At 56.1% G+C, this 26,469-nt stretch carries 27 protein-coding genes, 1 tRNA gene and 4 pseudogenes; 18 read left to right on the top strand and 14 right to left on the bottom strand.

The window, feature by feature from the left end:
• Positions 1-228 precede the first annotated feature (228 nt).
• Positions 229-450, bottom strand: a pseudogene (locus tag DIT71_RS13325) (ABC transporter substrate-binding protein); the annotation flags it as partial.
• 133 nt (positions 451-583) lie between these two features.
• Between DIT71_RS13325 and DIT71_RS13330 the strand changes: the two are divergent.
• The 5 genes from DIT71_RS13330 to DIT71_RS13350 all read left to right on the top strand — a co-directional run bounded on the left by DIT71_RS13330 (position 584) and on the right by DIT71_RS13350 (position 3,517).
• Positions 584-1,024: a DUF4174 domain-containing protein gene (locus tag DIT71_RS13330; RefSeq protein ID WP_114613730.1), complete on the top strand. Its 441-nt coding sequence runs from the start codon at positions 584-586 to the stop codon at positions 1,022-1,024.
• Between the two features lie 68 nt (positions 1,025-1,092).
• The gene (locus tag DIT71_RS18415; RefSeq protein WP_264756335.1) at positions 1,093-1,215 is read left to right on the top strand and encodes a hypothetical protein; all 123 of its coding nucleotides are present in this window, start codon (positions 1,093-1,095) and stop codon (positions 1,213-1,215) included.
• Positions 1,216-1,217: 2 nt separating this feature from the next.
• Positions 1,218-1,550 carry a thioredoxin family protein gene (locus tag DIT71_RS13340; protein ID WP_114613731.1) on the top strand — a complete coding sequence of 111 codons (333 nt, stop codon included), beginning with the start codon at positions 1,218-1,220 and terminating at the stop codon, positions 1,548-1,550.
• A gap of 116 nt (positions 1,551-1,666) precedes the next feature.
• A tRNA-Gly gene (locus DIT71_RS13345) sits at positions 1,667-1,740 on the top strand.
• A gap of 385 nt (positions 1,741-2,125) precedes the next feature.
• On the top strand, positions 2,126-3,517 hold the full coding sequence (locus tag DIT71_RS13350; RefSeq protein ID WP_114613732.1) for an esterase: 1,392 nt from the start codon (positions 2,126-2,128) through the stop codon (positions 3,515-3,517).
• A gap of 99 nt (positions 3,518-3,616) precedes the next feature.
• Here the strand turns inward: DIT71_RS13350 and DIT71_RS13355 are convergent, their stop codons facing one another.
• From DIT71_RS13355 to DIT71_RS13370, 4 genes are all read right to left on the bottom strand, one after another.
• On the bottom strand, positions 3,617-4,942 hold the full coding sequence (locus tag DIT71_RS13355) for an ethylbenzene dehydrogenase-related protein (RefSeq protein ID WP_114613733.1): 1,326 nt from the start codon (positions 4,940-4,942) through the stop codon (positions 3,617-3,619).
• Positions 4,943-5,075: 133 nt separating this feature from the next.
• Positions 5,076-6,176 carry a mandelate racemase/muconate lactonizing enzyme family protein gene (locus DIT71_RS13360; RefSeq protein ID WP_114613734.1) on the bottom strand — a complete coding sequence of 367 codons (1,101 nt, stop codon included), beginning with the start codon at positions 6,174-6,176 and terminating at the stop codon, positions 5,076-5,078.
• Positions 6,177-6,279: 103 nt separating this feature from the next.
• On the bottom strand, positions 6,280-6,825 hold the full coding sequence (locus DIT71_RS13365) for a nucleoside 2-deoxyribosyltransferase (RefSeq protein ID WP_114613735.1): 546 nt from the start codon (positions 6,823-6,825) through the stop codon (positions 6,280-6,282).
• Positions 6,826-6,892: 67 nt separating this feature from the next.
• Positions 6,893-7,570: an arginine N-succinyltransferase gene (locus DIT71_RS13370; RefSeq protein WP_114613736.1), complete on the bottom strand. Its 678-nt coding sequence runs from the start codon at positions 7,568-7,570 to the stop codon at positions 6,893-6,895.
• 254 nt (positions 7,571-7,824) lie between these two features.
• On the opposite strand from DIT71_RS13370, the gene DIT71_RS13375 reads away from it, so the two are divergent.
• From DIT71_RS13375 to DIT71_RS13395, 4 genes and pseudogenes are all read left to right on the top strand, one after another.
• Positions 7,825-8,232: a hypothetical protein gene (locus tag DIT71_RS13375; protein ID WP_114613737.1), complete on the top strand. Its 408-nt coding sequence runs from the start codon at positions 7,825-7,827 to the stop codon at positions 8,230-8,232.
• A 41-nt stretch (positions 8,233-8,273) separates the two neighbouring features.
• The gene (locus DIT71_RS13380; RefSeq protein WP_114613738.1) at positions 8,274-8,729 is read left to right on the top strand and encodes a metallophosphoesterase family protein; all 456 of its coding nucleotides are present in this window, start codon (positions 8,274-8,276) and stop codon (positions 8,727-8,729) included.
• A 456-nt stretch (positions 8,730-9,185) separates the two neighbouring features.
• Positions 9,186-9,500: pseudogene (locus tag DIT71_RS18215) on the top strand (methyl-accepting chemotaxis protein); the annotation flags it as partial.
• 318 nt (positions 9,501-9,818) lie between these two features.
• Positions 9,819-10,100 carry a thioredoxin domain-containing protein gene (locus DIT71_RS13395; RefSeq protein WP_114613739.1) on the top strand — a complete coding sequence of 94 codons (282 nt, stop codon included), beginning with the start codon at positions 9,819-9,821 and terminating at the stop codon, positions 10,098-10,100.
• A gap of 119 nt (positions 10,101-10,219) precedes the next feature.
• On the opposite strand, the gene DIT71_RS13400 is transcribed toward DIT71_RS13395, so the two are convergent.
• Together DIT71_RS13400 and DIT71_RS13405 are read right to left on the bottom strand one after the other, a co-directional pair.
• Positions 10,220-11,656 (bottom strand): hypothetical protein, encoded by a 1,437-nt coding sequence (locus DIT71_RS13400; protein WP_144114492.1) that lies wholly within the window; start codon positions 11,654-11,656, stop codon positions 10,220-10,222.
• Between the two features lie 120 nt (positions 11,657-11,776).
• Complete coding sequence (locus DIT71_RS13405; protein WP_158538974.1) at positions 11,777-12,403, bottom strand: START domain-containing protein; 627 nt, start codon at positions 12,401-12,403, stop codon at positions 11,777-11,779.
• 284 nt (positions 12,404-12,687) lie between these two features.
• On the opposite strand from DIT71_RS13405, the gene DIT71_RS13410 reads away from it, so the two are divergent.
• Positions 12,688-13,134: an SRPBCC family protein gene (locus tag DIT71_RS13410; protein ID WP_114613742.1), complete on the top strand. Its 447-nt coding sequence runs from the start codon at positions 12,688-12,690 to the stop codon at positions 13,132-13,134.
• 107 nt (positions 13,135-13,241) lie between these two features.
• Here the strand turns inward: DIT71_RS13410 and DIT71_RS13415 are convergent.
• A pseudogene (locus DIT71_RS13415) lies at positions 13,242-14,220 on the bottom strand (transposase); the annotation flags it as partial.
• A 95-nt stretch (positions 14,221-14,315) separates the two neighbouring features.
• Between DIT71_RS13415 and DIT71_RS13420 the strand changes: the two are divergent.
• The 6 genes and pseudogenes from DIT71_RS13420 to DIT71_RS13445 all read left to right on the top strand — a co-directional run bounded on the left by DIT71_RS13420 (position 14,316) and on the right by DIT71_RS13445 (position 19,049).
• On the top strand, positions 14,316-14,516 hold the full coding sequence (locus tag DIT71_RS13420) for a metallophosphoesterase family protein (protein ID WP_227538119.1): 201 nt from the start codon (positions 14,316-14,318) through the stop codon (positions 14,514-14,516).
• A gap of 80 nt (positions 14,517-14,596) precedes the next feature.
• Positions 14,597-15,559, top strand: a pseudogene (locus tag DIT71_RS13425) (5'-nucleotidase).
• A gap of 156 nt (positions 15,560-15,715) precedes the next feature.
• Entirely contained in the window at positions 15,716-16,768 is a 1,053-nt protein-coding gene (locus tag DIT71_RS13430) for a nuclease-related domain-containing protein (RefSeq protein ID WP_114613743.1), read from the top strand.
• A gap of 118 nt (positions 16,769-16,886) precedes the next feature.
• On the top strand, positions 16,887-17,168 hold the full coding sequence (locus DIT71_RS13435; RefSeq protein ID WP_114613744.1) for a hypothetical protein: 282 nt from the start codon (positions 16,887-16,889) through the stop codon (positions 17,166-17,168).
• Between the two features lie 36 nt (positions 17,169-17,204).
• Positions 17,205-18,029 (top strand): substrate-binding periplasmic protein, encoded by an 825-nt coding sequence (locus DIT71_RS13440; RefSeq protein WP_144114494.1) that lies wholly within the window; start codon positions 17,205-17,207, stop codon positions 18,027-18,029.
• A gap of 63 nt (positions 18,030-18,092) precedes the next feature.
• Positions 18,093-19,049 carry a M14 family metallopeptidase gene (locus DIT71_RS13445; RefSeq protein ID WP_114613746.1) on the top strand — a complete coding sequence of 319 codons (957 nt, stop codon included), beginning with the start codon at positions 18,093-18,095 and terminating at the stop codon, positions 19,047-19,049.
• On the opposite strand, the gene DIT71_RS13450 is transcribed toward DIT71_RS13445, so the two are convergent.
• Positions 19,015-20,307, bottom strand: coding sequence for a lactate 2-monooxygenase (locus DIT71_RS13450; RefSeq protein ID WP_114613747.1), 1,293 nt, complete (start codon positions 20,305-20,307; stop codon positions 19,015-19,017). The genes DIT71_RS13445 and DIT71_RS13450 overlap by 35 nt on opposite strands.
• A 667-nt stretch (positions 20,308-20,974) precedes the next feature.
• Between DIT71_RS13450 and DIT71_RS13455 the strand changes: the two genes are divergently transcribed.
• Both DIT71_RS13455 and DIT71_RS13460 read left to right on the top strand, forming a co-directional pair.
• Complete coding sequence (locus DIT71_RS13455) at positions 20,975-21,622, top strand: c-type cytochrome (RefSeq protein ID WP_199491017.1); 648 nt, start codon at positions 20,975-20,977, stop codon at positions 21,620-21,622.
• 15 nt (positions 21,623-21,637) lie between these two features.
• The gene (locus DIT71_RS13460; RefSeq protein ID WP_114613749.1) at positions 21,638-22,651 is read left to right on the top strand and encodes a c-type cytochrome; all 1,014 of its coding nucleotides are present in this window, start codon (positions 21,638-21,640) and stop codon (positions 22,649-22,651) included.
• A 114-nt stretch (positions 22,652-22,765) separates the two neighbouring features.
• Here the strand turns inward: DIT71_RS13460 and DIT71_RS13465 are convergent, their stop codons facing one another.
• The 5 genes from DIT71_RS13465 to DIT71_RS13485 all read right to left on the bottom strand — a co-directional run bounded on the left by DIT71_RS13465 (position 22,766) and on the right by DIT71_RS13485 (position 26,349).
• The gene (locus tag DIT71_RS13465) at positions 22,766-23,221 is read right to left on the bottom strand and encodes an MOSC domain-containing protein (protein WP_114613750.1); all 456 of its coding nucleotides are present in this window, start codon (positions 23,219-23,221) and stop codon (positions 22,766-22,768) included.
• Complete coding sequence (locus tag DIT71_RS13470) at positions 23,214-23,645, bottom strand: nucleoside 2-deoxyribosyltransferase (protein WP_114613751.1); 432 nt, start codon at positions 23,643-23,645, stop codon at positions 23,214-23,216. The genes DIT71_RS13465 and DIT71_RS13470 overlap by 8 nt, the downstream gene beginning before the upstream one ends.
• 59 nt (positions 23,646-23,704) lie before the next feature.
• Positions 23,705-24,262, bottom strand: a complete 558-nt coding sequence (locus tag DIT71_RS13475) for a hypothetical protein (protein WP_114613752.1) — start codon at positions 24,260-24,262, stop codon at positions 23,705-23,707.
• The gene (locus DIT71_RS13480) at positions 24,259-25,275 is read right to left on the bottom strand and encodes a CARDB domain-containing protein (protein ID WP_114613753.1); all 1,017 of its coding nucleotides are present in this window, start codon (positions 25,273-25,275) and stop codon (positions 24,259-24,261) included. Before DIT71_RS13480 ends, DIT71_RS13475 begins: the two co-directional genes overlap by 4 nt.
• A 120-nt stretch (positions 25,276-25,395) precedes the next feature.
• On the bottom strand, positions 25,396-26,349 hold the full coding sequence (locus DIT71_RS13485) for a DUF2860 domain-containing protein (RefSeq protein ID WP_114613754.1): 954 nt from the start codon (positions 26,347-26,349) through the stop codon (positions 25,396-25,398).
• Positions 26,350-26,469 lie beyond the last annotated feature (120 nt).

The following is a 26,469-nucleotide window of genomic DNA, read 5'->3' on the forward strand; positions in this document are numbered from 1 at the left end:
ACATCCGTCTCACGTACCTTGGCCGAAAAGGGCGCGAGGAAGGCAAAGACCCGATGCTGGAGCGGGTCATTAAGCTGGTCGGCGGTTGATGGTCGAAGTATTGATCACGGAGCAAAACCGCAAAACCGGGACAGATTTATTTTTCCAGCTTCTCCAGCTCCTCAGCCCGGCGGTAACACCCGATCAATAATCCCACACAACGCATCCCGCCCCTCCGTCAGCGCTGCCGGCCTGCATGTCTGAGAACCCAAGCACCAGGTCTGGCTTCAGTTCCAGAATTTTCCCAACCTTGGCAGAGGTGAAGGCAGAGACCTTGGGTTTTTCCTTCCTGGCTCTCTCGGGCCGGACGGTGAATCCGGATATGCCGACGATGCGATCCTCTGCGCCGATGGCGTAGAGTGTCTCTGTGGTTTCTTCGGTAAGGCAGACAACTCGCTGGGGATAATTCATCGGGGCACTATAACTCGGAAGCGGGGGATTTGCCCGTTGGCGTTGATTTCAGGCCCTCTTGTGGCCGTTCGTATGATCAGGTGAGCACAAACTTTCGTATTGTTCTTAAGCGGACGATGACGGGAACAAAGAAATGAATTTCAGTTTTATTGTTACCGGGAGGCAAACCATTCTGACGGTGGTGCTTTCGCTTATTACGTTGACTGCTTACGGGGCTGACATGAACAGGCTGAGCGACTACCAGTGGAAAAACCGACTCGTTCTGGTTCAAGCCGCAGATGAGAATGCCAGCGAGATCGAGACACTCAGGAGTGCCCGGGCCGGAGTCGACGACCGTGATATTGTCTGGTTTGTGAACACTGGGTCAGACGTGGTTTCAAATCAGAAAGCGCTTTCGAGCAGCCTGGAGAGCGACGTTAAGGCTCTGCTTGGAGAGTCCCGTTCGGATGAGAGGGTGCTGTTGATAGGCAAAGACGGCGGTATCAAAAGCCGCGAGCCCAGTCTCGACCTTGAGGCTATTTTCCGCCGTATCGACGCCATGCCCATGCGCATTCGCGAGATGCGCACCGATTGACGCAGCAGTAGCGGCTGGAAAATAGATCTGACCCGGTTTTCCACAAAACCCTTAAGACCTCCTTTCAGGTGGCATTCTGGTTTAATGTGATTCTCTATATTGCGGTTCTTGGCTGGCTGCTGATGTGGCCGGATGCCGAGTTTGCCCGGCAGGCGCTGGGTACTAAACCGGTCATGCTTATCAGGATTTAACAGTGCAAAACATATCCTCAGAAGAGGCCTTATCGGAATTGCTACAGTCCAGCCCTGCGGTGCTGCTTCTTTATGGAGGCGCAAGTTGTGGCGTCTGTCAGGCTATCAAGCCCCGACTGGAGAAGCTTGCCGGCGAGGAATTCCCGAAACTGGTCACTGCCTACGTTGATTGCCAGGAAGCCGCCGGCAGCCCGTTATGTGCGGCTCGCGGTATTTTTTCTCTACCGGTTGTTCAGCTGTGGTTTGATGGGCAGCGATTCGCGGAATTCGCAAGGGTCTTCTCCATGGGCGATGTTCGTTCGGCGCTGGAGCGGCCTTATGGGCTTTTGACTTAACACCAGGTCTCAAAAATAGATTTGTCCCGGTTTTGCCTCAGGCCGTGTTACGAGGCTTGGGTCGGATCAGACTGCTTGTCAGCGTGCGACTGCAGACCTATATTGGGCGGCAGGATGCGGGTGTAGCTCAATGGCAGAGCAGAAGCTTCCCAAGCTTACGACGAGGGTTCGATTCCCTTCACCCGCTCCATCTGCCCCCTAAAGGTCTGGAAACCCGAGCAAGAAAGCCGGGACACATGCCGATGCGCATTCGCGAGCTAATTGAAGCAGCACCCCCGATCAATAATCCCACACAACGCATCCAGCCCCTCCCTCTGCGCTGTCCGGGTAGGAAAACTGGGACACCCATTAGCCAGCCAGAGTCAATAGGCCGCACGAAACACTGACAGCCTTCTACCTTTGAAAGCTAATTGCTCACTATGCGTGGCTGGATGCTGGCCTTCGTAGCCTGCTGGGCTATGCTTGCCTTATCTGCAGGCGGCCGCGAGGCGGCTTGCGGGAGTATCAATCTAAAAAGAGCAGAGTAGTGGCTGTAACAGGAGGTTCTTCCCAAGCAAATCGAAAAGGAATTTGTCATGAAAGACCGCTTGAAAGGCGCCCGTTTTGCCCTTGTGATCGCAATGGTTGTGTCACTGTCGGCCTGTATTTCTCATCAGCGTTACCGTACCGAATCTGGCTTGTGTATTTCCGCCAACCCTCTTGAAGAATGTTCTCAGCATACGCTTCAAGTGTTTGAGTCTCCCGAGGCGATTGACGAAAAGTACCACTTGGGCTTTGTCGAATTCGACGACCAGGGGCAGCTCTGGGATCGCCGGCAATTGAGGGAGGTGATCGGCCAGGTCAATACCTTGGCCGCCCATCACGAACTTTTAATGGTGGTGTTTGTACATGGCTGGAAGCACAGTGCGAAAGCCGGAGACAATAATATATCCAGTTTTCGAGAGTCGCTGCGTCGATTGAGTGCACTGGAATCAGCAATGAGCGACAGGACCGGTACGTCGTCAAGGGAGGTGGTCGGCATTTATCTGGGCTGGCGCGGCGGCTCCGTGAGTCTGCCTGGATTGAAAGAGCTGACATTCTGGGAGCGCAAGAATACCGCCCATAAAGTGGGGCGCGGCGGCGCTACTGAATTACTCAGCCGCCTGGAGCTCGTGCAGAAAACAAAACGGGCCCAGTCGCTTGCCGATGGCAAACCCCACCGTACCCGTTTTGTCGTCGTGGGGCACAGCTTTGGTGGAGCTCTGGTCTTTTCCGCGATGAGCGAGATTTTAGAGAACGGGTTTGTACAAACTTATGGCCCGGACGGCGTGGTGAGCGATACAGTAGGCTTCGCGGATCTGGTGGTACTGATCAACCCGGCTTTCGAGGCTGCACGCTATTCGGCGCTCAGTGACATGGCAAATGAGCGGCGGCGGTACTTTGCTGGCCAATTGCCAGTATTAGCGGTACTCACCTCTGAGGACGACGATGCCACCGGCACGGCATTCCCCATGGGTCGGTGGTTTTCCACATTGTTTGAAACCGAGCGGAATGCCGAGCGATTCAATCCCGTTCTTGGATATAGCGAGACAATAGACCAGGGCTCAGCGAACGTGACCGCCCTGGGCCACTTCGATCCCTATCTGACCCATTACCTCCGTGCAAACGATACCTTGGCGGACCGTGAGCAGGCCAGTTTTGATCTGTCTTCGGAAGTTCAAGCTTTCGTTCAAGCCAGCAAGGGCTGGGAGGCGGACGAGAGCGGGAGTCGCATTTCATTTGACGGCGCGGTGCTCGAACGCACGGAGTCCTCGGCCGGGCGCAATCCCTATTTGAATGTACGGGTGGATGGTGAATTGATTCGGGATCACAACGATATCTATGATCCAAGAATTGCAAGCTTTATTCGCCAACTGATTCTGATTTCTTCCCAGAGCCAGAATAAGGAAGATAGGATCGATGCCCGGATAAAGATGGCCACCCCCTAGAAACCGGGACAGATCTATTTTCCTAAGAGACAGGGATGCCGCGAAAATAAATCACGTTTTCGCTTGGCGGCAGGTTGGGCGGCTTCCTGGCCCCGACGGTTAATCCAGAGGGACAGCTGTAATATCTCCGCCTCGGCCTATCCCGACGACAACCGGAAATGACACAAAGTGGAAACGCGTCGTGACATTGTCGTCATGCACGGCAAAGCCGAAGGTATAGGTGTTACCGCGCATCAGGGAGATGTCGTCGTAATGGCCGGTGTCGAGCGGTCTGACCCAGGTCACAATCCAGCTCCCATCTTCCCACTTGCCGGTAACCCTGTTGTTGTCCGCCGCCGACCCCCGGGCGTCTGCACGACTCAGCAGTCGGCCTGGAAGCACGTCGCCTTCTTTCCACCCGGCGTCGGGGTCATAGGGAACCGAGTTATCTTCGCGGATCAGGGCCGCAGGTTCCGGGCCAGTCTCTATATCCGACACGGTGAGGGATTTCCGGCCTACTTTCTTAGGATCGAACATGAATTTGGGGGTCATGGAGTCGCGATCGACGTTCCAGGAGAACGGGTTTTTCCCTTCGTCGAAAAGGCGGTATCCGAGTACAAAGCCGTCGTCTGCCATGTTGACCGGGTTGCTCCGGGCCGCACGCCACTGCATCAGATCCAGAAAAACGCCCTTTTCCTTGAGCTCCGCCAGAACCTCGGGGGATTCAACCTTGTCCCAGCTCGAGGATGTGTCGGTACGGGAGACGGGAAGGTACTTGCGCACGTCATTGCGGCCCAGGCCACCTTCGCCCAAATACGGGTGAGAGCGGACCGCTTCTGATGTAGGTTCGCCCGGCATGTCCCGCATGCCGGTGTGGCAACTGATCCAGCACCCCTGCTCGGCAAAACGATGTACATCGCCATCGTCGATCATGATCGCAAGTCGGTCTTCGTAGAGGGGCGGCTCCTCTCCCTGACGCACGCGCTTTGCCGATCGGGGGCCGCCGTAGAATGCCCATGCCTGCCCATCGTAGCGCATGTAGTTGTGCATCACGCCGGGCCGTTCCGCCTGCGTCTTCCAGCGGAACCGGAGATACAGGTTTTCCTCGTCGTGAGCAGCCTGGACAGCCAATTGTAGTGCCCCTTTCTTGCCATCGATCGGATTGGGTTCCAGGTGGCCACCCGAGACAATATCGTTACCCATGTCTCGTTCCGAGTCACGGTGGCAGTCCTTGCAGGCGTTGCCGCGTTTCAACTTACGCGCACCGCGATGTTCCGGGCTATGTAACCACTGGAAGCTCGATTGTCCGGGATAGAACAGTGTAACCTCTTCAACCGGAACCGATGTCCAGTCGATTGGTGTTGTGGCGTCAGCCAGGGCGGAAGATGCAGTAAAGTTAGCGGCAAAGGCAACCACGGTGAGGTATCTCAGTGAAGTCTGCAACATGGTGCATCCTCGGCAGGATAGGTGGGCTTCGACGGCGGGACTTTTAATCTGCCCTGGAAACGCTCGTCCATGTCCACAACATAGACTACGATGCTTGTTTGTGGAGAAACCGGGACAGATTTATTTCCCAGTCTTACTCGTAGACATCCCGCAAGGAAAGCAGGGTGAAGTCCGGGACAACGCCGAGCCCGGGTCGATCACTGAGCCACATTCGGCCGTCCGCCACTTCCGGGGCACCCGTGGCAAGCTGCACTGTGTTGTAGTTGTGCAAATCAGTGGTATTCAGCAAGGCTCTGGGGGATGTGCTGGCGGCGAGGTGTGCATAGGCAGCCGTCGCGATGCCACTGCCCCAGGCGTCTTCAATGGTCATGGGTATGCCGGCGTCTGCACACACATCCCGGACGATCCGGGACGGTGTCAGCCCTCCGAACTTGCTGACTTTCAAGGCAATGGCGTCCATGGCGTCGTCCCTGAGGCCACGCTGTAATTCGTTCAATGTGTTGAACGCTTCATCCAGTTTGACTGGGTGCCTCGCGCGCCGCCTGACCGACAGGCATTCTTCGTAACTGCGGCAGGGTTGCTCGAGGTAGATATCCACATCCTCGATGGCCCTGGAAAATCGCAGCGCCTGATCACGCCGCCAGGCGCCATTGATATCGCCAATCCAGAGCTCATCAGGTTGTTTGAGTTTGCCTAGCCTGCGAACCAGTTCAATATCCTCTTCTACCCCATGGCCCAGTTTGATCTGAATGTGCCGAAAACCTTCCGTGCGATAACGACGCAGGGACTCTTCCATTTCCCCTGGTTCGGCCAGTGGAACAATCCGATGCAAGGGCATGGATGGCGACTGAAGCCCGCCAAGCAGCGTGTAGACGGGAAGCCCGCACGCTTTGCCCAGGAGATCCCAGCACGCAATATCGATGGCCGCTTTGGCTACAGCCTGGCCGGTGAGCGCCTGATTCATACGCTCCTGAATCACCGACACTTGCCGGGGGTCCTGGCCAAGTATTTCAGGAGCCAGTAGTGATAGACAGGAAGGAAGGCCCTCGGCAAAAGCTGGCATGTAGTTGGGGCCGCAGGGGCACACCTCACCATAGCCCTCCAGCCCCGTGTCGGTAGAAAGGGCAACAACCGTGGTCTCGAATCCCTGATGGGAGCGGCCGCCGGCAAAGGCATAGGCTTTTCCGGTGTATTCCAGATTGGCCGTGTATACCGCCATTCGCTCAATTTGCATAGGTAACCCAACCATAAGTGGAACTGTGATGGACTTGAAACCGGGACAGATTTATTTTTCCGGCTAGGGTGATTGCGCCCGGTTTTCCAGACGTGGGGTTTGTTCAGGCATGGGCCAGCGCTCGCACACAGCGGCGGAACAGTTCTGCTGAGAAGAATCGGTGTTCGCCTGGTTGGTCTGCCACGAACAGCTGACCACCGGAGCCATGGATGCCGCCTTCGATCATCAGGTTGTCACGCATCTCAAAGTCCTCAACGGTATGGCCCAGCTCGTCCAGTTCGGTTGCGCCCGCCCGCTCCCGGTAGTATCGGCGGTCCAGGGTAAACCCGAAGGCGGGCTTGCCCTGTCCGGTCATGTAGCCCACCTCAAAAACGGTGCCCGGGTCCGCGCTGATGCCGCGAAAGGGAGTCAGGTTGGCGATGATGGCATCGCAGCTGTCCATCAGTTCGCGGTTTGCCCGGAAGATCCGATGACCGCGCCTGAGCTTTGCCTCATTGCCTGAAAATGCCAATTCCGTGTCCAGCGGGTCCACACCCTCAAATCCGTACTCCCGGAGCAGGCGTTTTTTCTCGGCGACGATGGCCTGGTGTTCTTCGGCCGGGAAGAAGACTTCGGGGCCGGCGAGGTAGATTCGTTTTGGCTTTGCCATTGCGGCCTCTTAGAGCTGATAAAACTGCGGGATAGCATCCAGTATTTCCGGGGTAGGGCGCCGGGCTCTATTCCTTGAGTCGGATGAGTAACCGCCCATCCTCGACCTGGATATAATCCACACCTGCTGCAAAGGATTGCCAGAATCCCGGGTTGGCACCGAACTCGTTGACGAGGTCCACATTCTTGAGGTTGCCCAGCCAGGCATTCGGAATGGGGACGCCCATCAGGCTGACACCCCTTAACTTAACCAGCGGGCGCCCGTTGGCAAAGGAGAGTTCTACCCCCGCATTTACTCGTAGGGTTCTGCCACCGAGTAAAGGGAAACCCTCTTCAAGAGGCACTAGAAGCACGGCGCTCAGGAGGTCATCCGAAAGGTCGACGGCGAGTCTCTGAGCCAGATCGGTGTTATTGGCCAGCATACCGTTGAGTTCCCGCTCGCTGAAGCGTACCTCCCGGCTGGCGCCGTCTTCACTGTAGGGCTCCGGCCGCAACGGGCGGCCAGATTCGGCGTCTTGGGTGTCGATACCCAAGGTATTCAGTTTAGTGTTGAGTGAATCCTGTTCACTGGCATTAAGAGTGACGGGTTCGAAGTTCTCAGGAAACACGTAGTGGCTTAACCACCAGTAACCAACGCCGATGGTGGCAACGAGGGTGAGCAGGACGATGCCAAAGACCTGCAAACCACTGAAGCCCCTCTTTGCGGGCGGCGCTGCTGCTCTTTTATCCTCGATGGGCTCACTCATTTCAAATGTTACCTGGTTGCGTCTGAATTCTCTGCCAGTTTTCGCGAATCCAAGGAAGCGGTACGAGAGGGGTTCTCGTATCCGTCGCATTTGACGATCCAGAACATGACAGGGCGCCAACAAATGTGGCGACTTGAAGTGCTATTTTTTTCATAGTTATTCTTTATATCAAGCACTAGTGGTAACACGACTTACTCATCACTATAGATGACTATGTTTAAGTCGCAGATGAACTCGCCGACAGGAGCGCCATAATGACATCGCCCAGTGAAAATGTCCGGAGCCCCTGGATCAGCTTTCTGGCGCATCTGTTCCTGATCCTCGTGGCCTGGACCATCTTTATCAAATACCTGTTCCCGATCGGCTTTGCGCTGGCCAGCAATGAGGCTTGGTCAACCTATATCTACTGGGACCTGTGGCCGGTTGCGCATCTCTGGCTGGCCTGGGCGTTATTGGCGAGGCCACGGTACGCACGCATGCTGGCCATTGGCATGTCTGTGGTTGAGATCCTGATCATCACCACTCTGTTCATCTGGTTCCTGGCGGAGCCGGAGTGGTCCATCTGGCGCACGAACTGGTTTGTGAATAAGGTGTTCGTGTTGGCAGCGTTTGTTCTGGTGTTGAGTACGGCACTGTTCCGGCCTGAGACGTTGAAGACGTAGACAACCGGGACCGTCATTGCGGAATTAGAAGAGGCGTAAGCATGCAAATCGGAGTAATCGCAGACACCCACGGTAAAATGCGTCCTCAAGCCCTGGAGGTTTTGAAAGGCTCGGATCTGATCCTTCATGCCGGTGACGTGGGGCGGGACGAGGTTCTGGATGCGCTGGAGGCGATCGCCCCTTTAGCTGCGATCCGTGGGAATATCGACACAACCGGCCGCGCAGCGACTCTTCCCGATATTCAGGATCTGGAGTTCTGCAGGCACGCTTTCTACATGCTCCACGACGTTAAAACCCTCGACTTTGATCCGCAAGGCCGTTACCGCGTGGTCATCGCCGGCCATTCCCACAAACCCCGTAATGAGTGGGTTGGCGATGTGCTTTATTTCAATCCAGGTGGCGCCGGGCCTCGGCGTTTTACGCTCCCGATCACGGTAGGGCGGTTGCAGGTGAACGAAGACGGTGTGGTTGGTGAGATTATTGAACTGCCGGTTTGATCCGGTTTCCGTTCTCTATTTCGAACATGTATACAAAAAACGCAACAAGCGCCTCTCGCTGGTTAACCTATGGACGCCGGCCAAAGATCGCTGCACTCCCAGAAAATTATCTTCACCCTCACAGGTGATGAGTGCGTCTTTTCGTTTTTCGCGAGCATCGTGCCAACGTTTAGACAACCGAGCACAATTCTCCGTGGTATCACGGGCTTCAAGCAGCTTGAGACCGGATTCCTGTATTAATTGCTCATTGATACCAGGGGGGGGGCTAAAAAAATACAGACCGTCCGGGCAGCGATTCTCAAGCTCTTCATACGAAATCAGTCCCCCAATCACCAAAGCGTCACTAAAAACGAACCCCCCACCAGATTTGAGCAACCTTTGTGTGTTGGAGAGAACTTCTTTGCGAAGAGGGACATGACACAGGACATCCGCGCACTCATCAACGCAGTAGAGAGTGATTGTGAAAAAATCGGGACGGTTCTGGATGTTATTCGGGGCGTTGCCGAGCAAACCAATCTGTTAGCCCTGAATGCCGCCATAGAAGCAGCGCGTGCAGGGGAGCAGGGCCGTGGCTTTGCAGTCGTGGCAGATGAAGTGCGAATACTTGCGAGCCGAACCCAGGAATCGACACTTGAAATCGCAGAAGTTATTCAGCGCCTGCAGAAAGGTGCGCACGAAGCGGTTGAGGCAATGGAGGCGAGTCGACAAAGCAGTCAGCAGAGCGTTGAAAGAGCCGCACATGCCGGTGAATCTCTGGCCTCGATCACCCGGCAGAAGGGTCCAACCAAACATCCATGTCAGGTAATGAGTTGGCAAGACTGTCTAACGAGCTGCAGGAATTGGTTAACCAGTCCAGGACTTAAACGGCATAGCTTGGGAAGGTCAGAAAAACCCTGCTCCAGAAACAGCCCTGAGGCCTCCCAAACACTGCAGATCTTTAAGGCCTCGAATTCCCGTGCTTGGATCCGGATCTCTGAGGGCCTGACCGGGATCGCAGAGCATATTGGCACTCTTCTACAGTATCTCCAGAGGTGAAAGCCGCGATAGAAACTTAGTTGATCGTTCCGTACTGAAAAACGGGATGATTTAATGGTTTACAAATATTGGATGGGCGCAAGTTGCGGCGTCTGTCAGGCCATAAAGACCCGGCTGGAGACGCTGGCCAACGAGGAATTCCCGAAGCTGATGACCGCTTACATTGATTGCCAGGAAGCTGCAGGTTCATTGTGTGCGGCTCAGGGCATTTTTTCTCTGCCGGTTGTCCAGCTGTGGTACGAAGGGCAGCGATTCGCTGAATTTGCCAGGGTGTTTTCTATTGGCGATGCACGCTCTGCCCTGGTGCGGCCTTATGGACTAATGACGCAGAAGTGACTCGGGGCATGCGATCTGTCCCAGTTTTTACGGTTTGCAGCACACCAACGGCCCTGGTTGGTCACGAAATGCATTGAAAGCCCGGCCAGATTTATTTTTGCCAAACGAAGGCCACGCTTTCAGGGTAATTGAGCAGATTGTGGAGATTCTGGCACCAGTCCCAACTCATCAAGTATCCGGGGGGCATCAAAGTGTCGCTGACCGATGAATGCAATGGCATGGGTACCGTGAATGCGCATGCCGCCAGGACTCGGAATGCCCATTGGCCAGAATACGAAGCGTTCCGGCCGCCGGGACTCGGGGATCAGCCCCTGAGAGTTGAACGGACTATAATAGTGTCCGTCCGGGCCGGCAAGAGCTCTTAATTCCGCGTATGGCAACACCTTCAGAGGTTCTACGGACGTCAGCATTTTAGCGGGCAATACACCCAGCAAATGATGAGTGTTGGATTCCAGCCACAAGGTAAATTGTTGTCCCGGAGGTAGCGTTCGCCCGATATTGAATGGCTCCTGAGTAACAGGCAGCGTTGGCTGAAGGCTGAAACCGCTGGCGGGGAAAAACTGATACCAACAGCCACATTGATGCATCTGGTCATAGCCCAAAACGGTGCCTGAAGAGGACAGGTGAACACGCCAGGTGACACCATCGAACTGGCCCGCGAGCAGGTCCAATGGTTGGCCAGCCCTGCGTTCTGTAAACCAGACGCTGTAATTCAGTTGTATGGTTATCTTTTCATGATAGCGCCCGAAGCTGATATGGGTATAAATTGTGGGCTGGCTGATATCCCGAAGAATGGCCCCGGAGGCGTCGGCTATGAGCCGCATCGGGCGGTCATTGGCAGCCAGGCCATTACCCGTGTGTTGGATCGCCAGCGCAGGCATAAAGGCGTCAAGCAATTGCTCCTCTGTCGCTGGAGCCAGAATTGGTATACCCAGCGCATCAGGCTCCTGCCGGCCAAGAAGTGCCAATGCCTCACCCGGTGCGAGGGAAGGCACCTGCCGGTCATAATGCGTCCACTGCCCGATTTTTTCGGGACTGGCATCGGCGAACTCGCGCTGTTTTTCCTGAAAGTACTCGTGCTCGTTAACAACACCCAGATAGAACGGTATAGCCGTCAAAGGGTAAAGGCCAACCCATCGTTTCCAGCTCTGATAGTGATCTTCGGGAGTTACCCCGGTTAATCGGGGTAGGGCAGCCTGACGTTCTACAAGTGCCCCACCACACTCACCCAATGCGCGCTCCACGTCTGCCTTGGTGCCCGGCCAGTACTGGCTCAGCCGCCTCTTGTTTACCGGTGGCAGCCGCTTCCATTCCATCAGCAGGCCTTCAACGGCCTTGTCATTTTGACGCATCAACCAGCGCAGGTATGCGACCTCAGACAGCTCACCCGAATCGAAACTTGCCAGAAATCGTGACGTGCGCAAGTGGGGGAAACCCTGCACCCGCTGATGCCGGGCATCCACAATGCCGAGTTCTCGTGCCGTTGTTTCCAGAGCATGGAATCCGTCCAGGCACTCAGCGATGTCTTCCTGCATCAATGCCTGGCTTTGTCGCATCGGCCCCTGGTCAACAGTGGCGACATTGATACTGGCGCAGCCTGCCAATACCGCGAGTGATAGAGTTGCTGCTATCTTCAAACAATGTGTACGGAAGGTATCCGGCATGTATCGAGAACTCTATTGAACGCTTGAATTGTGGCGATCACGGCTGCAATTGCCGGTATCAGTACCGCCGGCATAGTTCTGCAGAGCACTCAGCAGTTCGGCCACGTGTGCCATACCAATGTGATCTGACAACCACTGAGGCATTTGCCCACCCGGTTCGACACGCTGTAGGTAGTCGACACGGGTGGCGTCAGAAAGTTCGGTGCGCAGCGTCCAGCTTCCCTCGCTAAACGGAATTCTCTGGTAGCCAGCCATTTCAGGCATAGCGTTCGGCCGAGACTGCATATCCAGGGTTATTGGCGGACCTTCGTGACGGGTGAACAGTATGACATTGTCGCGGGGGAACATAGGCCAGGCCGGGTCCGTCGCCATATATACCAAGGTCTGGTTCTCCCGCGGCCTTGCCAGGATTTTCAACGATGCCAGTTTCGGCACCCATCGTCGTAGATGACAAGGTTCTTCGAGGACTGCCAATACCTGCTTTACGGGTGCCGGAACCAACACTGTGGCGTGGATCTCGTCCGGGCCTTGACGGGGTACACGTTCGACTTCCACCGCCACCGCATAGCCCGACACACCGAACGCCAGGGTAGTCAGGAAAACAAGAGGCATGGCCTTCAACAGGGCTCTGTAAAACATGGCCGACCCACCATGGGACCGAATCGTCATTTCGGTGATAGCCACTGATTATTATCCCGCGCAACTCAGGAATGGAGGTACTGACGCCTTTCGCTAGTTTGTTGAACAGGAAAACGGTTCGCAGTCAGGTGAATTGATTCGCTCGGCGATCAATAGTAATAAGCTGACGGTTTGTCACAGCGCTTTTCCTGTCTCAATACGATATCAAAAAATCGAAGAAAACCCATTCCTTTGGTGCAGCGTAAGCGTATCTTGTCCGTCAGCCGGTTTTTTGAGGAGTAGCTATGTTTCGCATTCACGTCGAGCGGGTTCTTGGGAAGGATGTTGGCACGGTCTTTGAGGCTATCGCAGACCATGCTCGCTACGATCGGTTCCCAGGGGTTAGCAAGTCTCTGTTGGTCGAAAAAGGAAAAGACGAGAAAAATGGCACCGGCGCGCTCCGGGTTATCGGCGCCGGCCGGCTTGAACTGACCGAACGTATTACGCAGTTTGAGAGGCCAAACAGGATGCACTATCGCATTGAAGAATCGAGCCCGTTCGCCGTTAAGCACACGAAGGGGGAGATCGTTTTAAAGCCCGAGGGTGAACAGACTCGTGTGACTTGGATTTCAGAAGGGCACGTGCAAGTGCCATTGCCATTGCCATTGCTTGGCCGGATGATGGATCGATTGGCTGAGCGCAGCTTCTCAAAAGCGTTCAGTTCACTGCTCAAGGCAATTGAGCGGCTTTAGACCGGATTTCTCATAGTACCTCGGCGAGCGCTGTGAATGGCCATCATTAACGCCAAACCCCTGTCATTGCCACTTAGATTGCTCGATATTTAATCAGTTTCTGGAGCCTACACACACCTCCCCCTTTCCCCCGTTGAGTCGGGCCGGGGGAGTCCTGGCAGCGAGTCTGGAACCAGCCGCCGAACCAAGGCGGACAGTTCGTCTTTGTAAGGATAGCCATCACTCATCAGGACCCGGATGCGCCGGGTATTGCGGATAATGACTGCACCAACCTTGATCAGTTTGAGCCTCAGGTTGCTGGCACTCATGCGCTCGAAGGGTGTCTTCTTCAAGTGGGTTCGCAATCGCTCGAATAGCGTGTAGGCGAACCCTGACAGGGCCAGCCGCCACTGGTTCGTCCACCACTGACTATTGGAGGTGCGATCGGCAAACAGGCACAACTGCTGAACCTTGATCCGGTTCTCCATGTCACCCCGGGCGCAGTATTGCTCGCAGTAGAGTTTGAAGCCGTCGTCGTAACGGGAGCTGATGATGAACCTTGGATTGGATCCCAGCTCGCCTTCTTCCGGGCGCGCCACCACCCACCGTGGGTGTTTCCAGGTGCGAGCCTGATACTGGAATCGGTAGGTGGCAGAAACTTTTGTTCCCAGGTTCTGATGAGCTTTACGGACCAACGTCGAGGGCACGTCCACGTCTTTGATCAGCCGGCTGTTTTTGCTGATGCCCACCAGGTAATCCACGTTGTTCCGGTCGCAAGTAGCAATGATGATCGTAATAGGCATTAAAGAACTTGCCGGGCTGGTCGCCATGCACTGGCACATCGGTGCCATCAAAATCCAGCACGATCTCCCTGGGTGGTTCGTCATGCTGTTCAATGAACTGATGCCACAGAAGTTCGTGGGCTTTTACCACCGATTGCCGATTTACTCGCTGCTCCATCCGGCAAAGAGTGGACTTGCCCGCCAGTGTGTCATCTGCGCTCATGGCTGCCTGAAGCGCCTGGTCAAAGCGCAGCGCTTCGTGATCGTTCAGGTCTTCGTAACCGGCTGCCACCCCGAATACCCGTTGTCGGGTCATGGTCTCGAGAAAGCCGGGTTAGGGTGGGAAAACCGGCACAGACCTACTAAAGCAATGCTTGCCTGCATGGCCACGCGCACGGGTCGGGCGGGCGCCATTGAGGGATGCGTGGCAATATCGACAAAACAGGCCGCGCAGTGATCGCCGGCCATTCCCACAAGCCCTCTAATGAGTGGGTTGGCGATGTGCTTTATTTCAATCCAGGTGGCGCCGGGCCCCGGCGTTTTACGCTCCCGATCACGGTAGGGCGGTTGCAGGTGAGCGAAGACGGTGTGGTTGGTGAGATTATTGAACTGCCGGTTTGATCCGTTGGGACAAACGTGACAGATTTATTTTCGCGCCTGAGAAATAGCGCACAGATGAAATCACCTTTAAGGATTTCCCCATGCCCTACGATTTATCGGATACCTTGGTGGTTGGCATCTCAGCAACGGCGTTGTTCGATCTGAGCGAAGCGGATTCCGTATTTCGTCGTAAGTTCGAATCCAATCGTGAAGAGGCCATCGAGGAGTACCGTGAATACATGGCGGCCCGTGAGTCCGATGGACTGAAGCCTGGCACAGGGTTCTATCTGGTAAAGGCCCTTCTCTCCCTGAGCCAGTTTTAGTCCGGCGACAAAGCCCCTCTGGTGGAAGTTGTGGTTATGTCCCGCAACAGCCCGGAAACCGGGGTGCGAGTGTTTCATAACATTCGCGAGTACGGCCTGGATATCACACGCTCTGCGTTCACCGGTGGTGAGTCTGTTGTGGATTATCTGGACGCTTACGATGTGGACCTGTTCTTGACCACTGATACCAAAGATGCGCAGCGTGTGATTGATAGCGATAGCTGCGCCGTGGCCCTGGTGAAGGAACCACCCGCCAACATGGAATCCATTCCCGATGGCCAGGTGCGAATCGCCTTTGATGGTGATGCGGTGCTGTTCAGCGACGAGAGTGAAATCGTGTTCAAGGCCGAGGGCCTGAAGGGATTTCATTCGGCAGAGGATAGAGAGCAGGACAATCCCCTGAACGACGGCCCATACGCAACGCTGCTTCGTAAATTGTCGCGGTTGCAGGACCGGCTTCCTCACAAGGTCGACTTTTCACCCGTTCGTGTGGCCATCATTACCGCAAGAAACAGTCCGGCTGAGATGCGGGTAATCAAAACCCTGCGGCATTGGGGTGTGTATGTGGATGAGATTTTTTTCCTGGGCGGGCTGGATAAATCGAAAATCATCAAGGCGTTCAAGGCGCACATCTTCTTCGATGATCAGGATGTGCATCTGGAGCCTGCTGCCAGATATACGCCTGCGGGGAAGGTGCCTTACAGGTCCGGGTCGCCGTTGAAGGATTCTGAGCAAAATTAGAAAGCCGGAACAGATTTATTTTCCAGTCCTGTTTCAGCCATGAATGTCTGGTGTTCCTTCGCAAGGCGTTACAAAACTCCTGAGGTGCTGAAGCAAAGACTGATTTATCTTTCAGATCGGATTGTTCGAAGGGCGCAAAACAAGGATGTCTGAGAAATGGATTTTAGTCCGGTCTACCAAGAATTGATTACTGCACTCTGGTATCTGGTACCGCTTCTCATCATCGCAGGCCTGATCAGGTCACCCTGGTTCAAAGGTAAATTCGGTGAGTATCTGGTCAACCTCTCGGCGCGGTGGTTCCTGGATAAAAGCCGCTACCATCTTATCAAGAACGTTACGCTCCCCACGGCAGATGGCACCACGCAGATCGACCATGTTCTGGTTTCGGAGTTTGGGGTCTTCGTTGTCGAGACCAAAAACATGAAGGGCTGGATCTTCGGAGGCCCTCATCAGCACACCTGGACGCAGAAGATTTATCGATCCAACCATAAGTTCCAGAACCCGCTGCACCAGAACTACAAGCATGTAAAAACGCTTCAGACGCTGCTCGGGCTGGGTGGTCATCAGGTGCACTCGGTGGTGGTGTTTGTGGGGGACAGCACCTTCAAAACCCCCATGCCAGAAAACGTGACTCAGGGGCTCGGGTATGTCCGCTACATTAAGTCCCAACGTGAATTGGTGTTGAGCCCAAAGCAGGTGTCGGAGGTTCGGGATAAGGTGGCTTCCGGTCGCCTCAAGGCATCATTTGCCACTGATCGGGCCCATGCCCGCTATGTGAGGGGTCTGGTGGCCGGGCGTTACGGTGATACGCGGCGTCGACCGAGTAGGGGGCTCCTCAAACTCCTGGTTTTCCCGGTCTTGCTGTTGGGAGTCGGTGCTATCGGCGTGAATGCCTATTCGAATTTTGTCGTGGGGGCAATGGCAATAGGCATGAAAACGAACGCTGAGCAGCGGGTTGATAGCGTACCGAAACCAACTCCGCGGCAATCTGAAAGCAAACCAAAAGCTGAGTTGAGAGCCGCGGATCCAGTGGCCTCATCAGATATCGATTCTCGGCGTGTTCACCAACCTCCCTCCGGCCTTTTTTTAGCACGGCAGGAATGTAATTCCCTGATCGCTGCCGCTATTGGCAACCAGGATCCGCGCCTTTTGAGAGACAGGGACAAGGCATGTGCTCGGTATAAGGCTCTGCAGGGAGACGTGCATTGAATGGACGAAAACCGGGACAGATCTATTTTCGATGGAGTTAACAGCATAGAATTGGCAAATGGCATCAACTGGATGTTCATGTGGCACCCAGGTAACAGGCGCAGCGACAGGCTCTATTATGCATTTGGATAAAGCAAAAAAGCGCATTGCAAAGCAGATTAAGAAGGGCTTTCATGGCTATCCGTTGGTTTCGCTAGAGTACTTTGGTAAAGCGCCGGATTCAGCCACCGAGGTCGTTGTGTCATTTACTCAGGAAGAGGGCGTCGAGCCGCAGAAGCAAACGTTTGTAAGTGGCGGTGATGCCCGGGAAGATGAAACGATCCAATCCACCTTCGTGAAAATTATTGAGCGGGCGGATGCCAAAACGGTGACCGAGATCGACGGCATTTCCACTCTATAATTACAACTGAGGTGTTAGCGCCATGATGACCTGTTCATGCAAGCACAGAGCTCCTCAGAGGTAACCTTGGCGAATAAGGGTCTTTTGGCAGGATTTACGGCGTTGTTTCGCCTCGCGTTTCTGGCTGCACTCCTGGCTTTGCCCGGTGTCTCGATGGGAAGCAGCAATCTGAAATTTGCGTTCGGCGAACAATCACCGCCTTACAGTTCCTTGTTTGACGAGAGAGCTGTCGGGTTGTTTCCGGATTTGGTGCAGCTGGCGTTCAGTTTTATCCCCGCCTACACCACGGAAAATGTGGTGGTGCCTTGGTCCAGGGCGCAGTACAACGTCAGACTGGGCCTTACCGAAGGCTTTCTCACGTATCCGTCGGAGGAGCGAGAGGAATACGCCATCTTTTCAGCCAAGCCACTCTTCACGCAGAACTTTGGCCATCTGGTTTACTCGGCTGATAACCCCAACAAAGATCTGATCGAATCGGCCACCAGCTTTGCTGACTTGTCCAGTCTGACGGTGATTATTGAGAGGGGCTCGCAATGGGAGGAGGACAATATTCCCGACTATCTGGAACGTGTGCCGGGCAGTGACATGAGTGCGATGATGCATCTTCTTATGCTACGGGAGGCCGGAGATTTTTTGGTGCAGCCTGCTGAAGACGCCCGATTCATTGCTCGACAACTTGGCTATTCGAAGACGCTTAAAGTTCGCAAGGTTGATTTTATTCCGAATGCCCGAATTCCTTTCCACATTGGCGTTTCGCGGCAGCTTCCGTCCGTTATGGACGTGATCAACCAGGTTGATGCGGTCATGCAGGACCCCGAATTCCAATCACAACTGAACACTTTGATTGAAAGTTATCGATAAGGCTGTATTTGCACCGGTTTTTCATATGCATACGCGAGTGACTGACCGAAGGAGACAAGCGATATGAGCACCGCTTCAGCATCCTATCCAATTGGTACGCCCGGCACTCCCTGGGGCAACGCGGAACGTGCTGAGTGGCTGTCACGGCAGACCCGTCACCGCAGTTACGAGTCCGACGTGTTGAGCGTGATCGAGCGGCTGCGTTCGCGCTTCGACGTGCAAGAGTATGGCCGCCTGGAATACGGCCCGGGCGTTTATCCGCTGATGGCGATCCGCAGCCGCGACTGGCGTGCCGATCGGCCGGTGGTGCTGATTACCGGTGGAGTGCATGGCTATGAAACAAGCGGTGTCCAAGGGGCGCTGCAGTTCGTTGAACAGCAGGCACTGGATTATGCCGGTCGTGTAAACCTGCTGGTCGCGCCTTGCGTCAGCCCTTGGGCTTACGAACGCATCCATCGCTGGAACGCGAACGCGATTGACCCCAACCGCTCGTTTCGTGATGACGGCCAGGCCGGGGAGTCAGCGGCGCTCATGCAACTGGTCGCTTCGATAGCTGAGCCAATATTGCTGCATATCGACCTGCACGAGACCACCGATACCGACGAAACCGAGTTCCGCCCGGCGCTTGCGGCCCGTGATGGCAAGCCGTTTGAGCCGGGGGAGATTCCTGACGGGTTCTATCTGGTGGATGACACCGAGAGCCCGCAGCCGGAATTCCAGCAGGCGTTGATTGAGGCGGTGGAAAAGATCACCCATATCGCGCCGGCGGATGACAACGGCGAAATCCTCGGCTCACCGGCGGCCGCTCGGGGCGTTATTCAGTATCCGCTGGCGCAGCTTGGCCTTTGCACCAGCATGACCAACGCCCGCTACAGGACCACCACCGAGGTCTACCCGGACAGCGACCGGGTGACCCCCGAGCTATGCAATGCCGCGCAGGTTGCCGCGGTGTGTGCCGCAATCGACTATGCGCTGTCAGAGCATCTTACAAGTCCGCACGGCGCAGTGCCTCGGGCGTAATCTCGCTGATAGACTTGCACCCGGAAAGCCCCATGGTGAGCTCGAAATCCGTTTTCAGGTTCGCAATCACTTCCCGCACCCCGGCTTCGCCGGCAATCGCCAGCCCGTAGACCCAGGGTCGGCCCAGGCCAACGGCGGTGGCACCCAATGCCAGCGCCTTGAAAACGTCAGCGCCGGTGCGGATGCCGCTGTCCATGATCACCGGCACCCGGCCGGCAACGGCTTCGACCACCTCTGGCAGGGCTTCGAGGCTGCCGATAGCCCCGTCCACCTGGCGCCCGCCGTGGTTGGATACAATGATGCCGTCCATGCCATAGTCCACCGCTTTGCGGCCGTCGTCCGGATGCTGGATTCCCTTCAATACGATCGGCAGGCGGGTGTGGTCGCGCAGCATCTTCAGATCGTCCCAGGTTAGCGAAGGTTTGGAGTAAACGGCGATGAATTCCTGTACCGCCGCCATAGCCCTGCCGGAACTGATGCCGTCAAGGGCACCACCGGGCCAGGATTGGCCGATCTGCTTGAGTGTTTTAAGCGTTTCCAGCGACAGTTTCGGCCTGGCCATGTTGCCCGGCTGGCTGGGGTTTTTCAGGCTTTCCAGGAAGACCGGGTCACTGGTGTACTGGGCAATGCCTTTGCCACGGAGAAAGGGCAGGTAGGCCAGGTCCAGGTCCCGGGTGCGCCAGCCCAGCATGGTGGTATCCAGGGTGACCACGATGGCTTCGCAGCCACAGCTCTCGGCCCGGCTGACCAGGCTCCGCACCAAATCGTCGGATTTGCTCCAGTACAGCTGGAACCAGCGCGCGCCATCCCCCATGGCGTCGGCCACCTGCTCCATGGGCTGCGACGCCTGGTTGGAAAAGATCATCGGTATGCCCTCGGCTGCGGCGGCGCGGCCAACGGCCTGGTCGGCGTCCCCATGGGCCATTTCCAGCACGCCGATCGGGCTCAGCATAAAGGGGCTGGGCAGGGTGCGGCCGAACAGATTCACGGTGGTGTCGCGCTCGGACACGTCGTTAAGCATGCGCGGAACAATGCGCTGGCGGTCAAAGGATTCCCGGTTCGCACGCATGGTGCTTTCCAGACCGGCCCCGCCGGCGATGTAGGCGTAAGCCTCCGGGCTCATGGCGTCGCAGCCCTGGCGTTCGAGCTCGTGAAAATCCACCGGAACCAGTGGTTTTTCTCCGCCCAGGCCTTTGCTGTAAATGTCCTGCTGGCGGTTGATGGTCGGTGCTCGGCGACCGGCGGGGCTGTCGTTCATGGTGCTACTCCGTTGTTTTTGTAGAGTTCCACTATAACTCTGGGATGAAGAGCCTGTAAAAAAGCGGGAAATTTTTTTGCTCAACAACAGCGAAAGACGAACCGGGACAGCATTAGTTGCCTTTTTTGAATTTTGCTTTGCAATTGCCGCTCATGCACATTGCACAGTAGTGCTCACGGTCCTCGTGTTTCGTGCCCTCAGCGATAGTGATGCCGCAGCTGTTGCAGAGCAGGATAGCAACGTCTCCGTCAAATTTTACAATTGCGTGCTCATAATTCATAAGACAGTTCGCGAGAAACCCCATCCTTCGCGGTGGGGAGGGATAGCTTGTCGGCGGAGGCCGACCCTTCTCTCACATTCCTTTCGACTGAGCTATCAGCTATTAATGTAACTGCTGTCGGTGCACGGCTTTCACGCACTCTTATAACATTACGATGCTTGCCTCGGGTCAGACTGCTGGTCGGTCATCACCCCTGGTAAGCTGTAACTGAAACTTGGGCAGGGTTATTTTCATTCTTTCCGCCAGGCCATCAGTGCGATGGCGCACAGACACTTAAGCCCCACCCAGTTGATCTTTATCAAGTAGTGTTTTGCCGAAGCAGGCAGAGTAATGGAAGCAAGTGAATAAGCCATTCCGTGTTGGCGCTGACTGAGAGGGAAATCGACCGTGAAAAAAAATCCAGGAATGCTGGCGGCCCTCGGGCTGGTTATCTGCTCCGGCCTGGCGTTTGCCGAAGTGGAGGGCGATGCCGAGAGGGGTGCAGCAGCGGCAGGCGTCTGCACCGCCTGCCACCAGGCCGACGGCAGTGGCAAAAACGTGCCCGATGGAGAATCCTGGCCGCGGCTGGCAGGGCTGGACGCCGCCTACATTGCCAAGCAACTGCACGACTATCAGAGCGGTGAGCGCAGCAATGCCAGCATGATGCCTTTCGCCAATATGCTGGACGAACAGCAAATCGCAGATGTCGCCGCATATTATGCCAGCCTGCCTGCCACCCAGGGCGCCGGTGGCGAAGATGCTGACGAAGCGATGCTCAAGCGCGGCAAACAGCTGGCCGAGCGGGGCGACTGGTCCGCATACATTGTTTCCTGCAAAAGCTGCCATGGCCCGGGCAATCGGGGCGCTGGAGAGGTCTTCCCCGGCATTGCCGGGCAACACGCCGGTTACATCAAGGCCCAGCTGCAGGCCTGGAAAGCGGGTACCCGGAACAATGACACGCAAGACCTGATGGGCTCCATTGCCCGTCGGATGAGCGATGACGATGTACAAGCAGTAGCCGCCTGGCTTGCCGGCCAGAAACCTGTGGCCAACTAAGAGGATTCCGACGTCATGATTCGTACATTAACTTACGCTGCACTGTCCGGAACCCTGCTGTTTTCCGCCAATGCCACAGCAGAAGACAAAACCACCCAACAATACATCGACACCCTGGCGGAGCTTGGCTACCCGGCTCCGGAAGAAAACGAGCTGGTGCACATTCCACCGACGATGGAAGACCTTGAAGACGCCAAACTTCACCCGGAGCTCAAGCGGGTTATTCGAAGAGGCCACGACCTGTTCACCAACACTCAGCAACTGCGCGGCGAGAACGTATTCAACAACATGAATTGCTCCAGCTGCCACCTTGGGGAAGGGCGCATGCCTTTCAGTGCCCCAATCTGGCCGGCTGCTGTGACACTGCCGGGCTTCCGGGGAAAGAACGCCCACGTAAACAATCTTGAAGAGCGCATTGCCGGCTGTTTCACCTACTCCATGAACGGTAAGCCCCCCGAGTATGGCAGTGATCACATGGTTGCTCTGTCTGCGTATCATCAGTGGCTGGCCAAAGGTGTGCCGGTTTATCCGCAACAGCCCATCTACGGCCGCGGTTTTCCGGCACCGGAGCGCCCTGAAGAACTGAGCTATGCCCGGGGCGAAGCCGCGTTCCAGGAGAAATGTTCTGTTTGCCACGGTAACGATGGCGGCGGCCTCCGTGTGGATGGCCAGACGGTTTTCCCGGCTACCTGGGGCGACATGTCGAACAACTGGGGTGCGGGCATCGTACGGGTTTTCACGGCAGCGGGATTTATCAAGAACAACATGCCGCTGGGCCAGCCCAACAGTCTGGATGACCAGGAAGCCTGGGACATTGCCTACTACATGAGTAGCCAGGAACGCCCGCAGGACCCCCGCTATACGGGTGATGTAAAAGAAACCCTGGAACAGACCAGAGAGCCCTTCCACAAACACTCGATGTATGGGCGGACCAGGGAAACTGACGGCCATGTGCTGGGGGATCACCGCAACCTCGGTGATAAGCCGTTCCTGAAGCCGGATACGGTGCGGCCAAGAACATTTGAATAAAAACAAAGGGGGAAAACCGGGCCAGATTTATTTTTGTTGGTTGTGCCCCCTTTTGATTTCTCGGCGAATTCGCCAACTCATTTACAGGCGTGAACCTCGTCGCCAAGGGCAATGTCACCCCCCTTCAACCACTCGCGTCGTAATACCCCCATGCCCGCGCATGGCGTTGTAACCGCCGGGCCCCAGCGCCGTTTCCATTTTGCTGCAGGGGTGGCAAAGGCCGGTGTATTCCAGCACCACATTACCGATGCGGAATCGCTTGCCTTTCAGGGCCAGCAGGTTCAGGCCAGAGATCACGATGTTGCGGCGGAAAACTTCGGGTGCGATGGCCTCCCGGTGCAGGCAGGAGGCGATGGCTTGCAGGTGTTCTTTCTGGATTAGGGTCACCTGCCGCTTGCTGGTCTCGCGGCCTTTGAAGCGGTCACCTTCCAGGCCTTTGCCTGGGTTGACCGCTACGCTGTCGAGCGCTTCCATGGCCTCACCACGGGCGGGGCGAATGCCGATCCATTCCACCCGGCCGGTTTGGGGGAGGGTGTCGAACAGGGTTTGTAATGGGGTTTGTTCAGGCATGGGCCAGCGCCTGCACGCAGCGGCGGAACAGTTCCGCCGAGAAGAACGGGTGTTCGCTTGACTGCTCGGCCACGACTAGCTGACCACCGGAATCGTTGATACCGCCTTCGATCATCAGGTTGTCACTCATCTCAAAGTCCTCAATGGTGTGGCCCAGTTTGTCCAGACCGATTGAGCCCGTCCGTTCCCGGTAGCGACGGCTGTTCAGGGTGAATCCGAAGGCGGGCTTGCCCTGTCCGATCATATAGCCCACTTCGTATACCGTGCCCGGGTCGGCGCTGATGCCGCGGAAGGGCGTAAGGTTGGCGATGACGGCATCGCAGCTGTCCATCAGTTCGCGGTTGGCCTTGTAAATTTGCTGACCGCGGTCGGGTTTTTCGTCATCGTCTGAAAATGCCAGCTCCGTGTCCAGTGGGTCCGCCATAAAATGGAGATAGTCGGCTCTGCCCGGGATTGGAGGGCAATAGTAGAGTGGGTCCGGTTTTAGAGTATTTCCTCAATCGGGTAGACATATTGCAGGTACAGATAGAAGAACAGCAGCGAGATCACCAGGATGACTACACCCAGCACCGGTGAACTGACCTTGATGCCGGAGGTCGACGCTTCCAGCGTGGAGACGCCCCGGGCCCCCTCGTTGCCGGTCTTTTTCAGGTCCGCCCGGAACTGCAGCCATGAAAAATAGATGCCGGCTCCAACCAGGGCGATGACAACGACAAAGATGATCCGCGACGACAACAACTGCCACTCGAAGACGCGTTGACGGTGGTCGTATCCTTCGGTGCGGTAGTCGTAGTAGCCCTTGAGGGCGGCCTGCATGGCGGCTAGCCCTTCGGCATCCAGTAACTCGCCAGAGATCATTGCCGGGGCCTGCAGGGGTCGGGATCCGTTCTGATTGTCTTCCGCTTCGAGGGCGGCTTCCATGGCATCGATCCGTGAAGTATCCGCCGGTTCGGGGGTGTTGTCACTGTCCTCGCCCAGGGCCGTCGACATGGGTCCCAACAACAGGCCACTCACGATTAATGCATGCCAGAGCCGCATCATTCATCGTTCTCCAGAGCGGTCAGAAACTTGATGCTGCGCAGGCGCCAGTTGATGCGTTCGTAATAGCCTTTGTCGGCTTCAGTTTGCTGGTAGGCCTCGAGTTCGGCGTCGGTCAGGATGTTGCCGAGGATCGCCAGCAGGTCGTTGGAGAGGAAGCTGCCCCAGCCGCTCAATTCCTCGGGCAGCTCCGGCAAATCGGCGACCTCAACCTGGATGGCTATGGGAGACATTATGGTGCCATCGGGACTGACGTATTCAACCAGGCCGTCCGGCCTCAGGCGCCGTTTTGAGCCGTCCGGCCATGTCAGGACTATAGACCCGTCTTCAAGAATGGTTCGTGTAGCGTCGGATGTCTCGACCGGCGTCTCCGGCGTGGCGGGAGGCGGAGCGAGGTCGACCTGTTCCGTTTCGATGACGCGCAGTTCCCGGTCCCGATGCTCGGGCAGGAGCATTTCGAATCCCGGCAGGGCCCGAATCAGCATGGGAGACAGGTTAATCGAAAGGCTTTGGCAGTAAGTATTGTTGTCTTCCCTGGCCTCGGGGATTTTATTTCCCGGGTCTACACGGGCGCAGAGCTGGTAACGGCCGGGTGGAATGTCCGTTGGCAGTATTGCGGAGGTCTGATAGCTAGCGCGTTGCAGTGGGGGTAAATCATCGGTATTGCTGACGCGCCCGCCCTTGAGCAGTACGCCATCGAAGTAGTGTTCATCGTAACGGGCATAGCCGGCGGGCATGCTTCCACGGGTGATGAAAATGTCGATCATATAGCCATTGTCGGACGATCGGGTCCCCCGGGCCAGGCGATCGCCGCGGTTGATGACATTCAGGGTAAGGGAAGTGCCGATATCGTCGCCGGCGTTGGCGTTATCCGGCGCTTCAAGTCCGATCATCAGGTCCGCCCGAGCCCAGGTCAGTGCAGGCAGCAGGGACAGGCCGACAACCATCATGAGGTATACGCACCAGGGCGGCCGGGCCTGGATAACAGCTTGCGACGGGCATCGGATGCGTGTCATACGGCACCTCCTTCCATGGGGCCAAAGTGGGACTGCCACTTCATCAATCTTAGTAACAACAGAGGGGGACTGCCAGGACAGGCCAGGATAATTGTGCCCCTTTTCCCCGGCCAGGCCTGTTCAGAACTTGTAGTTAAGACCTACGGCAAACAGATAGGAAGACTCATCATAGAAAGTCAGGTTGGATTGGGTGTCGTCATAGCCGGCAAAGGAAATGAACGACCAATCTTTCCATCCCATGAATTCCGCGTATTCGTAGGCTGCGAACAGGCTGAATTCGTCATCCGAACGCTTTTTGTTGAACAGCGTGCTCGCGCTGTCGTAGTCCCGACTGGCGTACCCCGCCGTTAACACCAGGATGTGCCTGCCCAGAAGATTGAGCCAACTGACTTCGGCACCGTAGGAGTCGAAGCTGTTGGCACTGCCATCAGCATCATGTTGGATGTAAACGGCAGAGGGTATGACGAAGCTGGTGGGCGAGACCGTAAAGCGGTAGCTGCTTTTTGCGTAGTAGCTTTCAGCATCGCGGGCCAGGTCCGTGCCGGCGTTGATATCATCCTCGACATCTGAGATGGCGTAGGCGAGATCGACACTGAAGCCGGATCCCGAGATGCTATTCAGCTGCAGGCGGTAGGCATTGCCTGTAACGTCCGTCTCTTTTCGGGCTGTGTTGAGCTGATAGGGATTCTGCCAGGTTTCCCCGGATATCACCGTCGGTAAAAAGGAAACATCCACAACCGTGCCGGAGCCGAGTTGGTGTTTATATCCAAGCTGAACGGCCAGTGTGCCAACGGCAATATCTTCCCGCGTGGTGCCAAAATAGATCTGCTGCCCCAGGTTCTCGCCAAAGGTATAGGCAATGTTGCCAAGCGGCGCTATCAGGCCTTCTGACTCGCTTTGTGCCTTGTTGTCCAGGGAATCGATGGTTGCGTCACCGTCGACGTTAAAGTTGGAAGTTGAAGAGATAACCCCCGCGTTCAATGAGATCTCTCCACTGATACCCTCCTGAGGCGCGAATTGCGCATAGCCGGGCAATGCGATGAACAGGGCGGGAAGGGCGAGGTACTTTTTCATTTCAGAACTCCGGGATTGCGACGGATCGGGTATCAATAGGCCTGAGGTATACAGCCAGTGTCTTGCCCACCGGAGAGAACTACGCTGGCAAGGCACTGTTCGATTTCAGACAAGTCGTTT

It is taken from the genome of Marinobacter vulgaris (assembly GCF_003344045.1).
GTDB classification, from domain to species: domain Bacteria; phylum Pseudomonadota; class Gammaproteobacteria; order Pseudomonadales; family Oleiphilaceae; genus Marinobacter; species Marinobacter vulgaris.

Coding starts and splice junctions, on each gene's coding strand:
- DIT71_RS13435 (WP_114613744.1), top strand. CDS start 16,887: ATGCATTTGGATAAAGCAAAAAAGCGCATTGCAAAGCAGATTAAGAAG.
- DIT71_RS13445 (WP_114613746.1), top strand. CDS start 18,093: ATGAGCACCGCTTCAGCATCCTATCCAATTGGTACGCCCGGCACTCCC.
- DIT71_RS13480 (WP_114613753.1), bottom strand. CDS start 25,275: ATGACACGCATCCGATGCCCGTCGCAAGCTGTTATCCAGGCCCGGCCG.
- DIT71_RS13400 (WP_144114492.1), bottom strand. CDS start 11,656: ATGCGACAAAGCCAGGCATTGATGCAGGAAGACATCGCTGAGTGCCTG.
- DIT71_RS13470 (WP_114613751.1), bottom strand. CDS start 23,645: ATGGCGGACCCACTGGACACGGAGCTGGCATTTTCAGACGATGACGAA.
- DIT71_RS13360 (WP_114613734.1), bottom strand. CDS start 6,176: ATGCAAATTGAGCGAATGGCGGTATACACGGCCAATCTGGAATACACC.
- DIT71_RS13365 (WP_114613735.1), bottom strand. CDS start 6,825: ATGGCAAAGCCAAAACGAATCTACCTCGCCGGCCCCGAAGTCTTCTTC.
- DIT71_RS13460 (WP_114613749.1), top strand. CDS start 21,638: ATGATTCGTACATTAACTTACGCTGCACTGTCCGGAACCCTGCTGTTT.
- DIT71_RS13440 (WP_144114494.1), top strand. CDS start 17,205: ATGCAAGCACAGAGCTCCTCAGAGGTAACCTTGGCGAATAAGGGTCTT.
- DIT71_RS13355 (WP_114613733.1), bottom strand. CDS start 4,942: ATGTTGCAGACTTCACTGAGATACCTCACCGTGGTTGCCTTTGCCGCT.
- DIT71_RS13380 (WP_114613738.1), top strand. CDS start 8,274: ATGCAAATCGGAGTAATCGCAGACACCCACGGTAAAATGCGTCCTCAA.
- DIT71_RS13450 (WP_114613747.1), bottom strand. CDS start 20,307: ATGAACGACAGCCCCGCCGGTCGCCGAGCACCGACCATCAACCGCCAG.
- DIT71_RS13475 (WP_114613752.1), bottom strand. CDS start 24,262: ATGATGCGGCTCTGGCATGCATTAATCGTGAGTGGCCTGTTGTTGGGA.
- DIT71_RS13410 (WP_114613742.1), top strand. CDS start 12,688: ATGTTTCGCATTCACGTCGAGCGGGTTCTTGGGAAGGATGTTGGCACG.
- DIT71_RS13430 (WP_114613743.1), top strand. CDS start 15,716: ATGGATTTTAGTCCGGTCTACCAAGAATTGATTACTGCACTCTGGTAT.
- DIT71_RS13330 (WP_114613730.1), top strand. CDS start 584: ATGAATTTCAGTTTTATTGTTACCGGGAGGCAAACCATTCTGACGGTG.
- DIT71_RS13465 (WP_114613750.1), bottom strand. CDS start 23,221: ATGCCTGAACAAACCCCATTACAAACCCTGTTCGACACCCTCCCCCAA.
- DIT71_RS13405 (WP_158538974.1), bottom strand. CDS start 12,403: ATGTTTTACAGAGCCCTGTTGAAGGCCATGCCTCTTGTTTTCCTGACT.
- DIT71_RS13420 (WP_227538119.1), top strand. CDS start 14,316: ATGCGTGGCAATATCGACAAAACAGGCCGCGCAGTGATCGCCGGCCAT.
- DIT71_RS13395 (WP_114613739.1), top strand. CDS start 9,819: ATGGTTTACAAATATTGGATGGGCGCAAGTTGCGGCGTCTGTCAGGCC.
- DIT71_RS13370 (WP_114613736.1), bottom strand. CDS start 7,570: ATGAGTGAGCCCATCGAGGATAAAAGAGCAGCAGCGCCGCCCGCAAAG.
- DIT71_RS13350 (WP_114613732.1), top strand. CDS start 2,126: ATGAAAGACCGCTTGAAAGGCGCCCGTTTTGCCCTTGTGATCGCAATG.
- DIT71_RS13375 (WP_114613737.1), top strand. CDS start 7,825: ATGACATCGCCCAGTGAAAATGTCCGGAGCCCCTGGATCAGCTTTCTG.
- DIT71_RS13485 (WP_114613754.1), bottom strand. CDS start 26,349: ATGAAAAAGTACCTCGCCCTTCCCGCCCTGTTCATCGCATTGCCCGGC.